We start from the raw sequence: 16,305 nt of genomic DNA on the forward strand, positions 1-16,305 counted from the left end.
CGTTGCCCGCTCGCTGCCATGCCTCCATTATACGAAACGAGAGTATCGAAACGGCGGTACCGTAACTCTGGCCGCGGAGAGCACCACCCGCCGCCCGGGCACGACCGCGACGAAGTCGCACCGCGCGGCTTCCGACAGGAACGGAGAACTCAGGTGATCAAGTGGGCCGGTTGGATCATCACGTTATGCGGGACGGGGCACACGCTCGGCGCCCTGACGGTGGAGAGGGCCGCGCGCCACGCCGGGACGTGGTTCAGCGGCGGGCTGTGGAGCGAGGACTTCACCGACATGAGCCCGGCGGGCAGCGCGTACTGGCTGAGCCTGGCGAGCTTCGGCATACCGCTCATCCTCATCGGCCTGACGGTGCTGTGGCTGGACCGCCGCGGCCTCACCCCGCCGGCCTTCATCGCCTGGACGCTCGGGGGTTGGACCGTCGTCGACGCCGTGGTCCTCCCGTTCACGCCCTGGCCGCTCTTCGTGCTCGCGTGCGTCCTGCTGCTGATCGGGGCCCGTCGCGCGCACCGCGCCGGCCCCGAGGCCGGGTTCCCCCGGGGGTGAACACGCGCCGCGCCGGCGGTGGACGGCAGGCCGGTGCGAGGCGCTCCGGCAGCGGGCCCACCGGGGCGACCGCGCCGGAGGCGCTCGCGGGCCCACCCCGCGCCATGAGGCCCTGCCACCGCTCGTACACGGAGAAGGGCCGCGCGCCCTGGCCGTGGCGGAAGGCGATGACGAGGTCCCCGTACGTGAAGAGGCCCTCGGGGTGCCGTAGCCGGCGACCGGGTCGTCGTGGAAGGCACGCTCGTCCTCCTCCTCGCCCGTGGCGGCGTCCAAGACGTACGGCGTGTCCCCGTACGTGGGGGAGTCGGTCACGAACGTCGCCCGGCCGCCCTTCGCGCGCAGCCCCGTGGCGTCCGTCCCGCCGCGCAGGTCGACCGCCCGCACCACCGGGACGCCGCCGTCGAGGAACACGCCGAGCCCGCCGCCGACGGCGACGCGGTCGGCGGCAGGGCCTCTTCGGACGGGGCGGACGTTCCCGTCCGTTCGACGGCACCGGGCGGCGCGCGCCGGTGCGTCAGGCGGGCAGGGCGGCGAGCCAGCCGGTCAGGAGGCGGTTGACTTCGGCGGGGCGTTCCTGCTGGATCCAGTGGCCGCAGCCGTCGAGGAGGTGGGAGGAGACCAGGCCCGGCAGCGTGACCGGGTACGCGGCGATCGCGTCGGCCAGCCACGTCGTGGAAGCGTCCAGACCGCCGCCGACGAACAGGGACGGCTGGGTGACGGGGGCGTCGTCGAAGGCGGCGAGGTCCTCCCCGTCGCGGTCCATGTTCCGGTACCGGTTGAGAGCCCCGGTCACCCCGGTGCGTTCGAACTCCCCGGCGTAGACGTCGAGGTCCCGCTCGGAGAGCCAGGCGGGCAGCGGGCCGGTGGGGAACCGGTCGCGCAGCGTCCCCGACCCGCCGACGAAGTGCGGGTCGGGTGCGCCGGGCGCGTGCATCGTGTCGGCGGACAGGGCCGCGCAGAAGCCCGCGAGCCAGCCCCGCACACCGGGTTCGACCTCGGCCTCGGCGCGGCCCGGCTCCTGGAAGTACGAGACGTAGAACTCCTCCCCGCCCATCCGGGTGAAGAGGTCGCGGGGGCAGGGCCACTCCGCGGCCGTTCTTCCCCGTCCTCCCGGTCGGGAGCCGGCGTGCGCGGACGCCTCTTCGGGGCCCGGACCGCTGAGGCGGGCCGCTCCACCGCACCCTTGACCTCAACCTTGGTCGAGGTGTGATCGTTGACGCATGCAGACCACAGACGGCAACACCATTCTCTTCCACAACACCATGCGCATCATCGACGGCCACCTCGACGGCTTCCGGCACGCCATCGCGCAAGCGGTGGCATTCGCCCAGGAGTACGGCCCCCAACTCATGGTGGAGGTCTTCGTGGACGAGGAGCGGATGCTGGCGCGCAGTTTCCAGCTCTACCGCGACTCCGACGCCATCCGCACCCACTGGCGCCTATCGGACCCGTACATCCGCGGGGTGATGGAGCACTGCACCGTGCAGCACTTCGAGGTGTTCGGCGAACCGGACCACGACATCGTGGCGGCCCTCCAGACCCCCGACGGCGCGTCCTTCCCCTTCGTCGTCCTGCCCCGCCTCGCCGGCTTCAACTGTCTCGAGGCGTCCGGCCGGGGGAAGGCACCCTCTTCCTGAGGCCGCCCGGGACCGTGCCGGTCCGCGGCGTGCGATGCGGCGGCGGGCACCCGCGGGGACGAGGGCTTCATGCCCCATGAGGGGTCGCCGGTGGGGGCGCGCCCGCACCCCGTCGCGGTGCCGGCAGACCCCGCCGCGCCTGCGCGACGCGGCGATCGGCCCCCGGGACGCGGTAACCGGTCGCCGCCCGGCACGCGGGGGAGGTGCCGGCCGCCCGGGAGGGGCGAGGGCGGAGTCCGGCCGGGCGGTTCTCGCACCGCCGTGAGGAGCGGTGTCGGATCACCAGGAACGCGCACATTCATTCCCCGGGAAAGCACCCTTTCGGCGTACGGCCGCAGGACGGCGCAAAAAATGCCGGAAGGGCCTCCCTGTTCGGGAAGGCCCTTCCGGGAAAAGGGGAGGAGGCGACGTCAGTGCTTGAAAGCGTCCTTCGTCTTCTCCTTGGCTTCACGGACGTCGCCCGTGCTCTTTTCGGCCTGCCCCTCGGCGGCCATCCGGTCGTTGCCGGTGGCGCTTCCCAGGGCCTCCTTGGCCTTGCCCTTGGCCTGCTCGGTCTTCGCCTTGGCCTTCTCGCTGGCAGTCATGGAACACGCCTCCTCATAGGTCTTGTGCCGCTGTCGCGGTAATCGGCTCCTGCCCCGACCCTCCCTCCGTAAACGAGGTGTCCCCGGGGGAGTGGGGGTGCAATGGCGGGGCAGAAGGGGGTGCAGGAGGTTGATAATTATGGTTCCCCTGCTTCTTGTTCTGCTTCTCGCTGTGATCCTTTTCGGTGCCGGTTTCGCCGTGAAAATTCTGTGGTGGATCGCCCTCGCCGTCCTGGTGGTGTGGCTCCTCGGCTTCGTCATGCGCTCCACCCACGCCGGCGGTGGTCGAGGCCGCTGGTACCGATGGTGACCTGACCTCGAACTCCCGCCTTTTCGCAGGGGCCCGGCCGACGACGGCCGGGCCCCTGCGGGCATGCCCGCAGGGCACCTGCACGGACCGCACCGAACCGGACGAAGGCGTCCCGCAACGGGAACGGGCGCGGACGCGCGGCCGCAGCCGCTGTCAGTGGCCCCTGCCAGAATGCCCCGGCCAGACCACGACGCAGGAGAGACACATGGGCACCTGGGACATCGGGCCTTTCGACAACGACACCGCGGCGGACTTCTGCGGCGACCTCGACGAAGCGCCCGCGGGCCGACGCGAGGGCATCATCCGCGACGCCCTCACCCGCGTGATCGGCGCGGCGGGCTGCCTGGAAGCCCCCGAATCCGAGGAAGCCGTCGCCGCGGCCGCCCTCGTTGCCGCACAGTGCCCCGGCGGTGAGCCCGCCCACCCCGTCTACGGGCCGGAAGAGCCCCTTCCCGACCTCACCGGCCTGCGCGATCTCGCCCTCCGGGCCCTCGACCGCGTCGTGACCGATCCGTCCGAACTGATGGACCTCTGGACCGAATCGGACGGCGGTCCCTGGCAGGCGGCGATCGACCGGCTGCGGAACACGCTGCTGCCGCGACCTCCGGGCGAACGACTCCCCTTGGGCTGACCCCACTCCCACCGCCCCCCTCCTCGCCGCAGCACCGGACTGCGAAGCTCCGGACTGCTCAGGAGCGGGACTGCCCCCCCGGGGACGACCGTCCGGATGACGCGGCTCCCGGCAGTGCCGCGACCGCCTGACCGGCGCCCCGCACCGACGGAGCACCGAGCGAGACCGCCCCCACGTGGGCGGCGACCCGGGACCGCCGGCCGCGCCGAGACCCCGGATCGCCTTCCCGTACCGGCCGGTCGTGCCGTCCCGACGGTGACCGTCCGAGGCCGACCGTCCGGCCCCGGGCCTCGCACCGGCCACCGGCCCGGGGCCGGGACGGGAGGGGCCCGGCGTCGTGTCACGCTGTCCCGCAGCGACCGCGGAGGAGTTCCACACCGTCGCCTTCGAGGTCGTCGCAGTACGCCGCGCGCCCGGTCATGGCCATCACCAGGGCCAGGGTGGGGCCGGACACCACGGGACCGGAACCGGTCGTGAAGGGGCCGTCGTCCGCGACGAGTCTCAGCCCGCCGACGCGTCCCTTGGCGACGACCACGAGGTCCGAGCCCCGGTAGTACTCGGCCACCTGCGTGACCACGTCGATCGGGTAGTCGTGACGGATGCCCAGCGGGCGCCGGATGTCTTCTCCGTGGACGAGCGTCTCGCCCAGCACGGCGATGACGGGGAGGGCGGGTTTGGTCGTGCTCGGGACGATCCGCCGGAATCGTTCAAGGGTCTCGGCCGGAGTCGCGCCCACCTGCTCGGCCAGCCGCACGGCCACCTGCTTGTCGAAGTCGAAGCGGCAGCGGATCACCCCCGCCAGCCAGCGCACGGTGGTGAGGCTCGCCCCCGCCGTGAGATGCGCCAGCACCTCACGCACCGTCAGCCCGGTGCACAGCGAGGGCGTTGCCCACTGCTCGTCGGTCAGGTCCTCGAGTTCGGCCGCCAACGCCGCTCGCTCGGTGCGGATCGAGGACCATGTCCCGGTCCCGTGGCTGCGGTTCGCTGTCGGCTTCGGATCGGTCATGGGGGAGGGGCTCCTGTCACGGGTCGCGTTCCACGTCACACCCCGGGCCGGAACCCGTGGGCGTCCGGCAGGGGCGTTCCCGAAGGAGACTCCTGCTCCGGAGCGAAGTCATCGCCCGTGAGCGGCCTTTCCTCCGGCACCCGGACCCGGCGCCCGCGCCGGCGGCACCCGGGCCCGGCGTGCCCGCGCCGGCGGCACCCGGGCCCGGCGTGCCCGCGCCGGCGGCGGCCTCTCGGCGCCGGTCACGCCGAGCGGGGCCGCCGGATATTGCCGTGCGGTATCACCGGTGGAGGCGCAGACTTGCCCCATGGTGGAGACGCGGTCGTTCCGGGACGAGGTCATCGGCTGGGTGGCCGGCGGCCCCGGCGGGTCGGCGGGTGAGCCGGCCTCGCGACCGGGGGTGCGGACGGCGGTGCTGCTGGAGGGGTTGAGCGACCTCGCGGCCGTCGAGGCACTGGCTGCCCGGCGCGGCCGGGACCTGGCCGCCGAAGGGGTGTGCGTCGTACCGATGGGCGGGGCGATGAACGTGGGCCGCTACGCCGACCTCCTCGGGCAGCCCGGCCTCGGCCTGCGCCTGGTGGGGCTGTGTGACGAGGGCGAGCGGCGCTTCTACGACCGTGGCCTGCAGCGGGCGGGGGCACGGCACGGGGACGTCTTCGTGTGTGTGACGGACCTGGAGGACGAGCTCATCCGCGCGTTGGGCACGGCAAGGGTCGAGGAAGTCGTCCGGGCCGAGGACGACTTCCGCGCCTGGCGGACCTTCCTGCACCAGCCCGCGCACCGGGGCCGCCCACGGCAGCAGCAGTTGCGGCGCTTCCTCGGCACGAAGAAAGGCCGCAAGATCCGCTACGGCAGGATCCTCGTCGAGGCCCTCGACTCCGGACAGGTACCGGCCCCGCTCGACGACCTCCTCGCGAGCCTGTGACCCGGTGGTGTGCCCCCGATGCCGGTGGTCGGGGTGCCGGGACGGACGTGCCGGGGAAAGCACCCATCCGCCGCCGGGGCCGTCACCACGACGCGCATCGGCCGCCGTCCCGCCCCCGGAGTGTCCAAAGGGAAGAGCCGTCGTTGCTCAGGGCATGACGTCTACGCGAACCCTGTTTGCTTCCACCGCGCTCGCTCTCGGCGCCCTGGCCGCCGCTGCTCCCGCCCATGCGGCGGGCGTCCCCGACGGAACCGACCCGCTGAACACGCTCAGCCGGCCCAACCAGTTGGAGCAGGTCACCGAGGTCGTCGTCCCGGTGCTCGGCGCTCTCGTTCCGGCCTCGGGCATTCCGTCCCGGTGAAAGGCCCCCGCCACGCCTCGGAGCCCTGAGCGCCGTGGTCGGCCCCCCCCGGCCGGCCACGGCGCCCGGTCACCGGCGGGGGCGCCCCGGCGGGAAGCCGGCTCCGGTGCCCCGGCCGGGGCCCTTCCCGCGTCCGCGGGGGGAGCGCCTACACGGCCGCCGCGTCCCCGGCCGACGCCGGCCGCACGCTCCGGCCGGTCGGCTCGGGCCGCGCCGGCGGTACGGACCGGAGGTCCTGGGCGGCCTCGGCGGCGGTGTAGGAGGAGGTGAAGGTGAACGCGTGGGAGGACGGCCCGTGCGCCCGCAGGTACGCCAGCCGCTCCAGGGCCTCCTCGACGGTCGGGAGGTGCCCGGCGGGGACCCACCAGAGCGCCATGTGCGCCTCGACGTGCCGCTCGAACCATTCGCGCCGCCGCCGCATCACCTCCAGGTGCCCGCTGCGGTAGGTGAAGTCCCACAGGGCCTCCTGGGTCTCCCACAGCGACAGGTTGACGATGACGTTCTCGCCCGCCGGGCGCAGGCCGGTGGCGTCGGCCGTCCCCTCCTCCACGAGCCGCCACACGAAGCCGGGTGTGTCGTCGGCGGCGGCGTTGACCGGTTGGAGCATCTCGACGAACGGCGCGATGCGCGGGTCGTCGAGGGGATGACGGAGCGTGGCGACGTTGAGCTGGGCGAGGTGGGCGGCATGCGCGGATGCGGTCATGGCCACATCCCAGCACGGCCCGCTTTTCTATGTCAATCGTTGTTGTTTTTAGAATTCTCGACCACCACGCAACACTCCCCGGGGCGGGCGTCCATGCGGGCGCGGACGGGGCCGTCCGTGCCGAACAGCCCTTCCAGCAGGGCGAGGTTCATGCCGCAGACGAGCGGCGGGAAGCGCTCGGCGACGGCGTGGAAGGGGCAGTTGCGCATGCGGACGACGCGCGCGACCGCGTCGGTCGGCTCCTCGGGGTCCTCCAGGTACGGTTCGTAACCGCGGGCGGCCAGCACCTCCGCGGCCTCTTCGAGACCGCCGCAGGGCGCCGCCGAGCCGCGCAGGGCCTCGCCCCGGCGGCGCGCCGCCGCGCAGAGCCCGGCGTCCAGTCCGGCCTGCTCGGCGGCCTCGGCGAGCAGTTCGGCGGCGGTGCGGTAGTCGCGCGCCGGCAGTGACAGCGTCCGCTCGCCCCGTGCCCGCGTGTACACCTTGGCGGGGCGGCCCGCCCCCGGCCCCGAACGGCCCGTCAGCCGGCGGCTTCCGCTCTCCAGCAGCCCCACCTCGGCCAGTTTGTCCAGGTGGTGCGCGGCGAGCGTGCGCGCCACCCCCGTCGCCTCGGCGGCCTCGTTGCGGCCGACCTCGCGGCCCTGTGCCACGACGTACTCGTACAGACGGCGGCGCACCGGGTCCTGCAGCGCCGCGATCGCGTTGATGTCCTCCATCCGGTCATTCTAGGAACAATGCAGATTGGAGATAGAAGATCGGGGTGCGGCCCCACCGCCTGCGGCCGGCGGCGCGCCCCGGGCGGCCGGACCGCGGAGGCCCGACGATCACCGGTGAGCGGCCGCAGGGAGCCGAAGGCGCCGTACCCCGCGCCCTCGGCGGGGCGCCGCCTCCCGCCGGCACGACGGCCGACCCGGCGAACGTGCCCGGTCGCAGCGCCGGCGGGCAGGGGCGGGATCGCGCGGATGCCGGGCGTGTACGACGGGCCGTGCGGGCGGAAGGGACCGTACGGTGGGGTCCGGTGACCCGGTGCGCGTACACGGCTCCGCCGGGGGCACACGGCAGGCACCGCGTCGGAGGGGCGGCCGGACCACCCCTCCGCCCGTCGCGCGGCGGGCCGCCACCGTGCGGGACGCGGCGCGGGACCGCCGGGGCTTGGCCGAAGGGAAGACATGGGCACGGTCGTGCATGTGCCGCAGACGCGGGACATGGTGGGGGAGGAGCTCTCCGGAGACGAGGCGTTCACCGCGCTGCGGCGTTACGGGGGGCGCGATCTCGTCCTCGACTCCTTCGCCCGCTTCCGCTACGCGGACGGCTTCAGCTTCGCCCGCTCCCTCGGCTACCAGGTGGTGCTCGGCATCGTGCCGTTCACCATCGCCCTGGTCGGGGTGGCGACGACCATGCACACCGAGGGGCTCGGCCGGGTCATCGAGCTGACACTGGCCCGGATCGTGCCGGGCACCAGCGCGGACCTGGTGCGGCAGGCCCTGGCCGACACCCGGCGCAGTGCCGGGGCGGACGTCGCGGGGGCCGTGGCCATGTGGTCGGGCCTCGGTTTCGCCGTCCTCAACCTCGCCTCCGCCATGGGCCAGATCGAACGCGGCTGCAACCGGATCTACGGCATCGAACGTGACCGCCCCTTCCTCGCGAAGTACGGCCGGGGCGTGCTGCTCGCCGTGTGTGCGGGGCTTCCGCTGGGCGGCGGCTTCCTGGCCGTCGTCGTCGGCCGGGACATCGGGGTGTCGGTGGTCCGGGCCCTGCACTGGCCGCCGTCGCTGCTCGACTGGTGGCAGCCGCTGCACGTCCCGGTGGGGGTGCTGCTCGCGGCGCTGGCGTCGGCAGTGATCTTCCGCTGGGCGCCCCGCCGTGACCAGCCGGGTTACACGTGGCTGGTGTTCGGTTCGGGTGTCCACCTGCTGCTCTGGGTGGCCGCCACCTGGCTGCTCGCCCTCTACGTCGGCGGAAGCGGCTCCTTCGGCGCCGTGTATGGTCCGCTCACCGCTTTCGTCGCGCTGCTGCTGTGGGCCAACGTGACCGGCGTCGCCCTCTTCCTCGGGGTGGCCTTCGCCGCCCAACTCGAAGCCGCGCGGGCCGGCATCACCGAACCGGTCCACCCGGATCCCGGCCCCGGCGCCTGACGGCGCGCGGACGGCCCCCGGGTCACCGCTGCCTCCTCCCCGCGGAAGCACGGCCGTTCACCCCGCCACGGCTTCGTCCCGCCACGGCTTCCTCCCGTTCCTCGATCGGTCCGCCGGCACGTGCCGCGCGGGCAGCGACGCGATTCGGTCACTTCGGGTGGACGTTCGATGAACCCTGCGCCACGGACAGCAGGTCAACGGGCCGTCATAAGGCGATCACACGCAGTGTTCGGGGTGCGTCGGGCCGCGCGCAGAAGCGGGCATACCCGGTCTGAGCTGCCAGAACGGTCGTTCGGTCACCGATAATCGAACGTCGTGTCTGTAAATCGGTGATGGATGTGCGCGCCTCCTTCATATCCGACAGACTCGGTGGCGACCAGTCGGCATTACGCAGACAACTTCCGCTTATTTCCTTCAAATTGAAAGGACGTCTCTCATGCGTCACCGCATCGCCGCCGTCTTCGCCGCCACCCTCCTGACCCTGGCGGGCGCCACCGGCGTCGCACAGGCCCAGGCTTCCAGCCTGTACGCCCCCTCCGCGGTCGTCCTGGCCGTCGCCGACGGTGAGAACGCGGAGACCGTCGTACGGGCCGTCACCCTCAGCTGCGCGCCGGCTCCCCAGGGAACGCACCCCAACCCCCAGGCCGCCTGCGCCGAACTGAAGTCCACCCGTGGCGACTTCGGCCTGCTCCTGGCCTCCCCCGACTCGGACCGCGCCTGCCCGATGTACTACGACCCCATCACCGTCACCATGGACGGCGTCTGGCAGGGCAGCCGCGTTTCCTGGAAGCACACCTTCTCCAACGCGTGCGTCATGTCCACGACCCTGAACGGCAACTCCGTCTTCGCCTTCTGAGGCATCCGACCGGACCGCCCTCCCCGTGCGTCCGCCCCCGCCCCCCGGCGGGGGCGGACGTGCGTTCCCGTACCGAGGGCGCCGGAGCGGCGAGCACCCGGCGGTGCGGCGGGGAGCCCGGTCGTGACCCGCGGCCGGCGGCCACGACCCGGACCACCCCCACGGGCCGGCGGACCGGCCGGCCGAGCCGGGTCCTGACGGTCGGACAGGCTTACGCGAAGACCCGGACGGGCAGGCCGGTCGTGGTCGCCCCGCCCACCGGGGGCTTCGCTTCTCCCCGCACCCACCTCGCCCCCCTCGGCCCTCCTCGCGGCGGCATCGGGGAAGACGCGATGGCAAGAGGGCCACTTCGCGGTACATCCATGGAGCCGTCTCGTGCGTCTCATGACGCAGCGGCTTCCTCACGCGGCCGTACCGCAGCTGCAGTCGGAGAATCAAACGTGAAAAACGGTATGAAGAACACTCGTCGCATAAGCGTGTCCTGCGTCGTCGCAGGAGCGGTCCTGACCGGTGGGGCGTTCGTCGCCCCGGCGCAGGCCGCCACCGCACCGGCGGTGCCCACCATCGTCGCCAAGGGCGGCTTCGTGATGAACGACGGGACCGGGAAGGCCCTCTACACGAAGGCCGCGGACACCCGGCTCTCCACCGGTTCCACGGCCAAGATCATGACGGCCCAGGTGGTGCTCGCGCAGAAGAACCTCAATCTGGACGCCAAGGTCACGGTGCAGAAGGCGTACAGCGACTACATCGTCTCGAAGAACGCCTCGTCGGCCCGCCTGATCGTCGGGGACAAGGTGACCGTACGGCAGCTGCTGTACGGGTTGATGCTCCCGTCCGGCTGTGACGCCGCGTACGCCCTGGCCGACACCTACGGCAGCGGCTCCACGCGGTCGGCGCGCGTGAAGTCGTTCATCGGCAAGATGAACGACACCGCCAAGCGCCTCGGCCTGAAGAACACGCACTTCGACTCCTTCGACGGCATAGGCAACGGGGCGAACTACTCGACGCCGCGCGACCTGACGAAGCTCGCCAGCAGCGCGATGAAGAACTCGACCTTCCGCTCCATCGTGAAGACGAAGTCCACCACGCAGAAGGTCACCATGAAGAACGGTGGCTACCGCAACATGTCGTGGACCAACACCAACAAGCTGCTCGGCAGCTACGCGGGTGCCACCGGCGTGAAGACCGGATCCGGACCGCAGGCGAAGTACTGCCTGGTCTTCGCCGCGACCCGGAACGGCAAGACGGTCATCGGCACGGTCCTGGCCTCCTCCTCCGAGGCCAACCGCACCGCGGACGCCACCAAGCTGCTGGACTACGGCTTCAAGAAGTAACACGGCCGGGCCCTCACGGCGGGGGCCGTTCACGACCACAGGGTCGTGAACGGCCCCCGCCGTCGTCCTGCCCGGCCCTGCACCGACCCGAGGGGCCACTCCGGAGCGGGTGGCCGACCCACCCCGCACCGCAGAGTCAAGAGCGGGCGAACAGGCCGGCAGCCGTACCCGGTGGCGTGAACCACCGGACGGGAACCCGCGGGCCCGACGCCCCACGGCGGGAGGGCCGGTGGGTTCGCGGCGAAACCGCCGGCCACCCCTGCCGGCGCGGCCCGAACGGGTCCCCCGAGGCGCTACCGCCCGGGAAGGGACCCGGCGAAGGCCCGCCGGCTGTGCGCGAGCAGCTCGCGCACGGCCGGGTTGTGCGCGTTCCCCCAGACCAGGGCGAGCAGCGCCGGTGTCTCGACGTCGTCGAGGGTGCGGACGGTGAGCCGGTCCCGGTGGCCCGCGGCCATCGAGTCGCTGAGGACGGCGACGCCGAGCCCGCGGGCGGCGAGGTCGGCGATGGCGTCCCCGGCGCTGGCCTGCAGCGTGATCGTGGGGTGGAGGCCCCTCGCGGCGCAAGCCTGGTCGAACACCGCGCGCAGGCCGGTACCGGGGGGCATGCACACGATCGGGTGGGCGACCAGGTCGCGCAGGGTGACGCGGGGCCGCTCCGCCAGCGGGTGCCCGGGCGGAACGGCCGCGACGAGCCGTTCGCTGATGAGCGTCAGCGCGTCCAGGCCCTCGGGTGTGGCGGTCGCGGCCCCGATGAGCGCCAAGTCGACGGCGCCGGTACGCACTCCCTCGGTGAGCCGGTCGGAGCTGTCCTCCAGCAGGGAGATCCCGACACCGGGATGCGCCTCGTGGAACGCGGCGAGGGCGTCGAACAGCGGGGTGAGGGTGCAGCCGATGACCATCCCGACGGTCAGCCGGCCCCGGACCAGTCCGGTCACCTCGTCCACCGCCCGGCCGAGGGCCCCGGCCGCGGCGAGCGCGGCGCGGGCGTGTCCGAGCGCGGCCTTCCCCGCGACGGTGAGGGTGACGGTGCGGGCCGACCGGTCGAACAACTCGGCGCCGAGCTCACGTTCCAGCCGGCGGATCTGAGCGCTGACACCGGACTGGCTGATGTGCACCCGCTCGGCGGCACGGGTGAAGTTCTGCTCCTCGGCGACCGCGACGAAGTACTCCAGCTGCCTCAGTTCCATGAGTCTGGATTCTAGTTCCCAGAAAAACCATCTGTTGGACTTCTGATCCTGGGGCGGTCACGCTGAGAAGCACCGAAAACCGACACCGGGAGGAAAGCGTGCAGGAGTACGAGAAGGCCATGCGGCCCGAGGACATCACCCGCTTGTTCGTCGAGCGCTCCAACGCCGGTGACGCGGCCGGGGTCGCCGCGCTCTACGAGGAGGACGCGGTGATGGCCTACCCGCCCGGACAGCTGACGGTGGGGCGGGAGGCGATCCGTGCGCTGTGGGAGAAGGTGCTGGCCGGCGGTCCCCGCTTCGAGCCGGAACAGCCGCTGCCGACGCTGGTCAACGGCGACATCGCCCTCACCTCGACCCCACCGAAGGACGGGGCCGGCGCACGGGCGCAGGTCGTCCGCCGGCAGTCCGACGGGAGCTGGCTGCGCCTGCTCGACCAGCCCGAGTTCGCCCCGCCCGCCCGCTGACCCCCTCGCCCCGGGAGTCCGCGGGGACGGAGGCCGTCATGTGGGGGAGCGGGGGCCGGCGGGCGGCCCCTGGTGACCGCAGCGCCCCCCGAGCCCTCTTCGGAGAGCCCCGCGCCGGCCTCCACGAGACGAGGACGAACCCCTCGGCCGAGGGGCCGGGCCTCAGGCCCGCCGCCCGGTCGGTCCACGAGTGCCGCGTCAGCGCCGTACGGCGCGTGGGAGGGGCGGGGTCAGTGGTCGTCCCGGGGCGCGGTGGGCGGGCGGAAGCAGGCGATGACGGTCTTGCCGTCGGGGCAGGGGCGCGCTTCCCAGTCGTCGGCCAGGGCGTCGACGAGGAACATGCCCCGGCCGCCGGTGCGTTCGGTGCTCGGCGGACGCGGCGTGGGCAGGTCCGGCGAGGCGTCGTGCACGGCCACGTGCAGGCAGCTCTCGTCCCAGGTCATCACCAACTGGGCGCTGCTGTGGGCGTGGAGGTGGGCGTTGGTGACCAGTTCCGAGACGGTCAGCAGCACGGCGTCCGCCGTCTCCGGGGAGGTGGCGGCCCACTCCAGCTTCCGCAGGTGCTCCCGAGTCCAGTCCCGCGCCGTTTTCACATCGCTGTCCAGCGGCAGGGAGCGCGCCCAGCCCACCGCCCGTAGTGACGATCCGCTCACTGGAGTCCTCCTGACTGGGTTCCTGTCCTGCCGCGTCTACCCCGCACGGGCGGGTTGAGGCACGGCGGAACAGGAACCCGCCGGTCGGCCGGACGGGTGGGGGCGCTCGGGGCCGTCGGGGCAGGCGAAGACGTCGCGCCGGCCCCAGCGGCCCATGGCGGCCTCGGTGGGAGCGACGCACCGGTGGGCCCGGGTGCCGATCCGGGCGCACAGTTCCTCGGGCGGAGGACCGGCGAACGCGTGGGAGACCGCCTCTCCCGGATGCGGTGGGCGGGGCTCGGGTACGACACCGCCGGCCCCGTCGACCCGCGGCCGCGGCGACGCGACCGGCACCTCGCCGGCCTCCCGCGACCGCCGCCGGCGCACGTGCGGCTCAGGCCGTACCGGCCCGGGGCGCCGCCGCCCGCCACCGCCGCCGCGCGTCCGGCTCTGCTTCTCCGTGCCGGCCGTCCGGAAACAGGTCCTAGAGTGTGCGCGTGACAGAGGAGAACGCCGAACTCATCGCCGACCGGTACCGGCTGGTCGAACGCATCGGCCAAGGCGGCATGGGCCGGGTCTGGCGGGGCGTCGACCAGCAGCTCTTCGGACGCGAGGTCGCCATCAAGGAGATCCTCTTCCCACCGGGGCTGGACGACGGCGACCGCGCCACGCTGCTCAGGCGCTTCACCGGGGAGGCCCGCGCGGCCGTCACCCTCAGCCATCCCGGGATCATCACCATCCACGACGTCGTGGAACACCACGGCGCCCCCGTGATCGTCATGGAGTTCATCCGGGGGGAGTCCCTCGCCGCGGCCATCCGCCGGCAGGGCCGGCTGCCCGTGCGGAGGGTGGCGGAGATAGGCTCCGCCATGCTCGACGCGCTCACCGAGGCGCACGAGGCGCGGATCATCCACCGCGACATCAAGCCGGACAACGTGCTCCTGGCCAAGGACCGCGTCGTCCTCACCGACTTCGGCATCGCCCACCTCGCGGACGCCACGACCAAGCTCAGCCACAGCGGGACCGTCATCGGCACCCCGCAGTACATGCCGCCGGAGCAGCTGGAGGGCAAGCGTCCGACGCCCGCCAACGACCTGTGGGCGCTCGGCGCCACCCTCTACCACGCCGTCGAGGGGCGCCCGCCCTTCGACGCCGAGGGACTCCACGCCCTTGCCGTGGCCGTCTTCACCCGCCCCCACCGGCCGCCCACCCACGCCGGCCCGCTGACGCCGGTGCTGGACGCGCTCCTCACCAAGGACCCGGCACGGCGCGCCGGCGCCGCCGAGGCCGCCGAGATGCTGGCGTCGGTGCTGCGGCCCTCCCGGGCCCGGGCGGACGCGCCCGCGGAAACCGTCCGGTGGGAACCCGAGCCGGCATCCGTACCGGACGCGCCCCCCGCACCGGAGACGGCGGCCGAGCACGGCCCCGCCCCGACGGAGCGGGAGGCGGAACGACCGTCGTCGCCGACGCCCACGGCCAGGGACGCTTCCCCCACCCCCGGCACCCCCCGCCACCCCGAACCGGACCGGCCGACCACCCCGCTCGTGTCCGCGTCCTGCGCCGAGGACCTGATCGCGCTCGGCGGGAGGGAGCGGGAGGAGACGTCCGTCCGGCGGCGCGCCCTCACCCGGCGCTCCGCCGTCCTGGGAGTGGCCGTGGCCACGCTCACCGCCGGCTCCATCCTGACCTGGAACCTCACCCGTGACCACCCGCCGGGCGACGGGGCGGCCGGCAGCGGCCCCGCGGCCTCCCCCGTCACCGTGGTGATCGGGGTGGACGCACCGCTCAGCGGCGACCTGTCCTCCCTCGGTGTCGGCATCAGGAACTCCGCCGAACTGGCGGTGCGGACCTCCAACCGGACCCGGCACGTACCCGGCGTGAAGTTCGAGATCAAAGCCCTGGACGACGAGGCCACCCCCGCCAAGGGAGAGCCGAACGCCGCTCGGTTCATCGCCGACGGGAAAGTGCTGGGCGTCGTCGGACCGCTCAACTCCGCAGTCGCCCAGACCATGGTGAAACCGCTCGAACAGGCGGACCTGGTCAACGTGTCACCGGCCAACACCCACCCCGCGCTGACGCTCGGCCCCCACTGGGCGGCGGGCACCAAATCCCGCCCGCACAAGACCTACTTCCGCACCATCGCCACGGACGTCGACCAGGGACCGTTCGCCGCCCGGTACCTCCACGACGAGGCCGGGAAGAGGAAGCTGTACGTCATCGACGACGGCAGCGAGTACGGCACGAGCCTCACCTCCGGGTTCAGGGCGGAGTTCGCGAAGCTCGGCGGGACCGTCGTCGGCACGGACCGGGTCGGTACCGCGCGGAACGACTTCTCGGGCCTCGCCCGGAAGATCCGGGCCTCCGGCGCCGACGCCGTGTACTTCGGCGGCTACCACACCGCCGCCGGGCCGCTCTCCCAGCAGCTCGAGCACGCGGGCGCGGACATCCCCCTGATGGGCGGCGACGGCCTCTTCGACCAGCAGTACGTCGAGACCAACCCGAAGGCCGAGGGCGACCTCGCCACCAACATCGGCGTCCCCGCCGAGCACATGGCGGGAGGAGACACCTTCCTCGCGCAGTACCGGGAGGCGGGCTTCCCGGAGGAGGCCGGTGCGTACGGTCCCTACGCGTACGACGCGACCTGGGCCGTCATCGAGGCGGTGAAGGCCGTCGTGGCGGCCCACGGCGGCACCCTCCCGCCGGATGCCCGGGCGAGGATGCCGCAGGCCGTGGCGGGAGTGTCGTTCGACGGCGTCACGGGCCGGGTGGCCTTCGACGAGTACGGCGACGCGGTCGACCGCCGACTGACGGTGCACGCGGTGAAGGACGGCGGCTGGACGCCCGTGACGAGCGGGTCCTCCACCGGCTGACCCGGCCCGGCGGTCGCCCCGCACCCGCCGGACGGCCCGGCCGCGGGGCCGGGCGGCCGCTCCGCTGCCGGGCCGTCGCCGGTGGGCTTGCCGATCTCCCCCTCCGGGGACAACC

General features: G+C 73.2%; 17 protein-coding genes and 1 pseudogene. 11 read left to right on the forward strand and 7 right to left on the reverse strand.

Annotated features, from left to right (window positions below):
• The first annotated feature begins 153 nt into the window (after positions 1-153).
• Positions 154-558: a DUF6463 family protein gene (locus tag IE106_RS06655; protein ID WP_189530802.1), complete on the forward strand. Its 405-nt coding sequence runs from the start codon at positions 154-156 to the stop codon at positions 556-558.
• A 514-nt stretch (positions 559-1,072) separates the two neighbouring features.
• Here IE106_RS06655 and IE106_RS06660 read toward each other — a convergent pair.
• A pseudogene (locus IE106_RS06660) lies at positions 1,073-1,639 on the reverse strand (alpha/beta fold hydrolase); the annotation flags it as partial.
• Positions 1,640-1,778: 139 nt separating this feature from the next.
• On the opposite strand from IE106_RS06660, the gene IE106_RS06665 reads away from it, so the two are divergent.
• The gene (locus IE106_RS06665; RefSeq protein WP_189530805.1) at positions 1,779-2,195 is read left to right on the forward strand and encodes a hypothetical protein; all 417 of its coding nucleotides are present in this window, start codon (positions 1,779-1,781) and stop codon (positions 2,193-2,195) included.
• A 410-nt stretch (positions 2,196-2,605) separates the two neighbouring features.
• Here the strand turns inward: IE106_RS06665 and IE106_RS06670 are convergent, their stop codons facing one another.
• The gene (locus IE106_RS06670; protein ID WP_189530807.1) at positions 2,606-2,779 is read right to left on the reverse strand and encodes a CsbD family protein; all 174 of its coding nucleotides are present in this window, start codon (positions 2,777-2,779) and stop codon (positions 2,606-2,608) included.
• Positions 2,780-2,918: 139 nt separating this feature from the next.
• On the opposite strand from IE106_RS06670, the gene IE106_RS06675 reads away from it, so the two are divergent.
• Entirely contained in the window at positions 2,919-3,089 is a 171-nt protein-coding gene (locus IE106_RS06675) for a hydrophobic protein (protein WP_189530809.1), read from the forward strand.
• Positions 3,090-3,294: 205 nt separating this feature from the next.
• A complete protein-coding gene (locus tag IE106_RS06680; RefSeq protein ID WP_189530811.1) occupies positions 3,295-3,720 on the forward strand; it encodes a DUF4259 domain-containing protein in 426 nt (141 codons plus the stop codon).
• A 340-nt stretch (positions 3,721-4,060) separates the two neighbouring features.
• On the opposite strand, the gene IE106_RS06685 is transcribed toward IE106_RS06680, so the two are convergent.
• On the reverse strand, positions 4,061-4,726 hold the full coding sequence (locus tag IE106_RS06685) for a maleylpyruvate isomerase family mycothiol-dependent enzyme (protein ID WP_189530813.1): 666 nt from the start codon (positions 4,724-4,726) through the stop codon (positions 4,061-4,063).
• A 307-nt stretch (positions 4,727-5,033) separates the two neighbouring features.
• Here IE106_RS06685 and IE106_RS06690 point away from each other — a divergent pair, with 307 nt between their 5' ends.
• Together IE106_RS06690 and IE106_RS06695 are read left to right on the forward strand one after the other, a co-directional pair.
• Positions 5,034-5,651, forward strand: a complete 618-nt coding sequence (locus IE106_RS06690; RefSeq protein WP_189530815.1) for a TOPRIM nucleotidyl transferase/hydrolase domain-containing protein — start codon at positions 5,034-5,036, stop codon at positions 5,649-5,651.
• A 154-nt stretch (positions 5,652-5,805) separates the two neighbouring features.
• Entirely contained in the window at positions 5,806-6,012 is a 207-nt protein-coding gene (locus IE106_RS06695) for a hypothetical protein (RefSeq protein WP_189530817.1), read from the forward strand.
• A 148-nt stretch (positions 6,013-6,160) separates the two neighbouring features.
• Here IE106_RS06695 and IE106_RS06700 read toward each other — a convergent pair whose 3' ends face one another.
• Together IE106_RS06700 and IE106_RS06705 are read right to left on the reverse strand one after the other, a co-directional pair.
• On the reverse strand, positions 6,161-6,715 hold the full coding sequence (locus IE106_RS06700) for a DUF3291 domain-containing protein (RefSeq protein WP_189530819.1): 555 nt from the start codon (positions 6,713-6,715) through the stop codon (positions 6,161-6,163).
• Positions 6,716-6,747: 32 nt separating this feature from the next.
• Positions 6,748-7,428: a helix-turn-helix transcriptional regulator gene (locus IE106_RS06705; RefSeq protein ID WP_189530821.1), complete on the reverse strand. Its 681-nt coding sequence runs from the start codon at positions 7,426-7,428 to the stop codon at positions 6,748-6,750.
• 453 nt (positions 7,429-7,881) lie between these two features.
• On the opposite strand from IE106_RS06705, the gene IE106_RS06710 reads away from it, so the two are divergent.
• The 3 genes from IE106_RS06710 (at position 7,882) to IE106_RS06720 (ending at position 11,037) form a co-directional block, all read left to right on the forward strand.
• Complete coding sequence (locus tag IE106_RS06710) at positions 7,882-8,847, forward strand: YihY/virulence factor BrkB family protein (protein ID WP_189530823.1); 966 nt, start codon at positions 7,882-7,884, stop codon at positions 8,845-8,847.
• Between the two features lie 436 nt (positions 8,848-9,283).
• Entirely contained in the window at positions 9,284-9,703 is a 420-nt protein-coding gene (locus tag IE106_RS06715; RefSeq protein WP_189530826.1) for a subtilase-type protease inhibitor, read from the forward strand.
• Positions 9,704-10,155: 452 nt separating this feature from the next.
• Complete coding sequence (locus IE106_RS06720) at positions 10,156-11,037, forward strand: D-alanyl-D-alanine carboxypeptidase family protein (RefSeq protein ID WP_189530827.1); 882 nt, start codon at positions 10,156-10,158, stop codon at positions 11,035-11,037.
• A gap of 293 nt (positions 11,038-11,330) precedes the next feature.
• Here the strand turns inward: IE106_RS06720 and IE106_RS06725 are convergent, their stop codons facing one another.
• Positions 11,331-12,224 carry a LysR family transcriptional regulator gene (locus IE106_RS06725; RefSeq protein WP_189530830.1) on the reverse strand — a complete coding sequence of 298 codons (894 nt, stop codon included), beginning with the start codon at positions 12,222-12,224 and terminating at the stop codon, positions 11,331-11,333.
• A gap of 98 nt (positions 12,225-12,322) precedes the next feature.
• On the opposite strand from IE106_RS06725, the gene IE106_RS06730 reads away from it, so the two are divergent.
• Positions 12,323-12,688 carry a YybH family protein gene (locus tag IE106_RS06730; RefSeq protein ID WP_189530832.1) on the forward strand — a complete coding sequence of 122 codons (366 nt, stop codon included), beginning with the start codon at positions 12,323-12,325 and terminating at the stop codon, positions 12,686-12,688.
• A gap of 230 nt (positions 12,689-12,918) precedes the next feature.
• Here IE106_RS06730 and IE106_RS06735 read toward each other — a convergent pair whose 3' ends face one another.
• Positions 12,919-13,341 carry an ATP-binding protein gene (locus tag IE106_RS06735; RefSeq protein ID WP_189530834.1) on the reverse strand — a complete coding sequence of 141 codons (423 nt, stop codon included), beginning with the start codon at positions 13,339-13,341 and terminating at the stop codon, positions 12,919-12,921.
• A 476-nt stretch (positions 13,342-13,817) separates the two neighbouring features.
• Between IE106_RS06735 and IE106_RS06740 the strand changes: the two genes are divergently transcribed.
• Positions 13,818-16,190, forward strand: a complete 2,373-nt coding sequence (locus IE106_RS06740) for a bifunctional serine/threonine-protein kinase/ABC transporter substrate-binding protein (protein ID WP_189530836.1) — start codon at positions 13,818-13,820, stop codon at positions 16,188-16,190.
• Positions 16,191-16,305: the final 115 nt, after the last annotated feature.

Origin of the sequence: Streptomyces roseolilacinus, from assembly GCF_014649335.1 — a bacterium.
GTDB lineage: Bacteria > Actinomycetota > Actinomycetes > Streptomycetales > Streptomycetaceae > Streptomyces > Streptomyces roseolilacinus.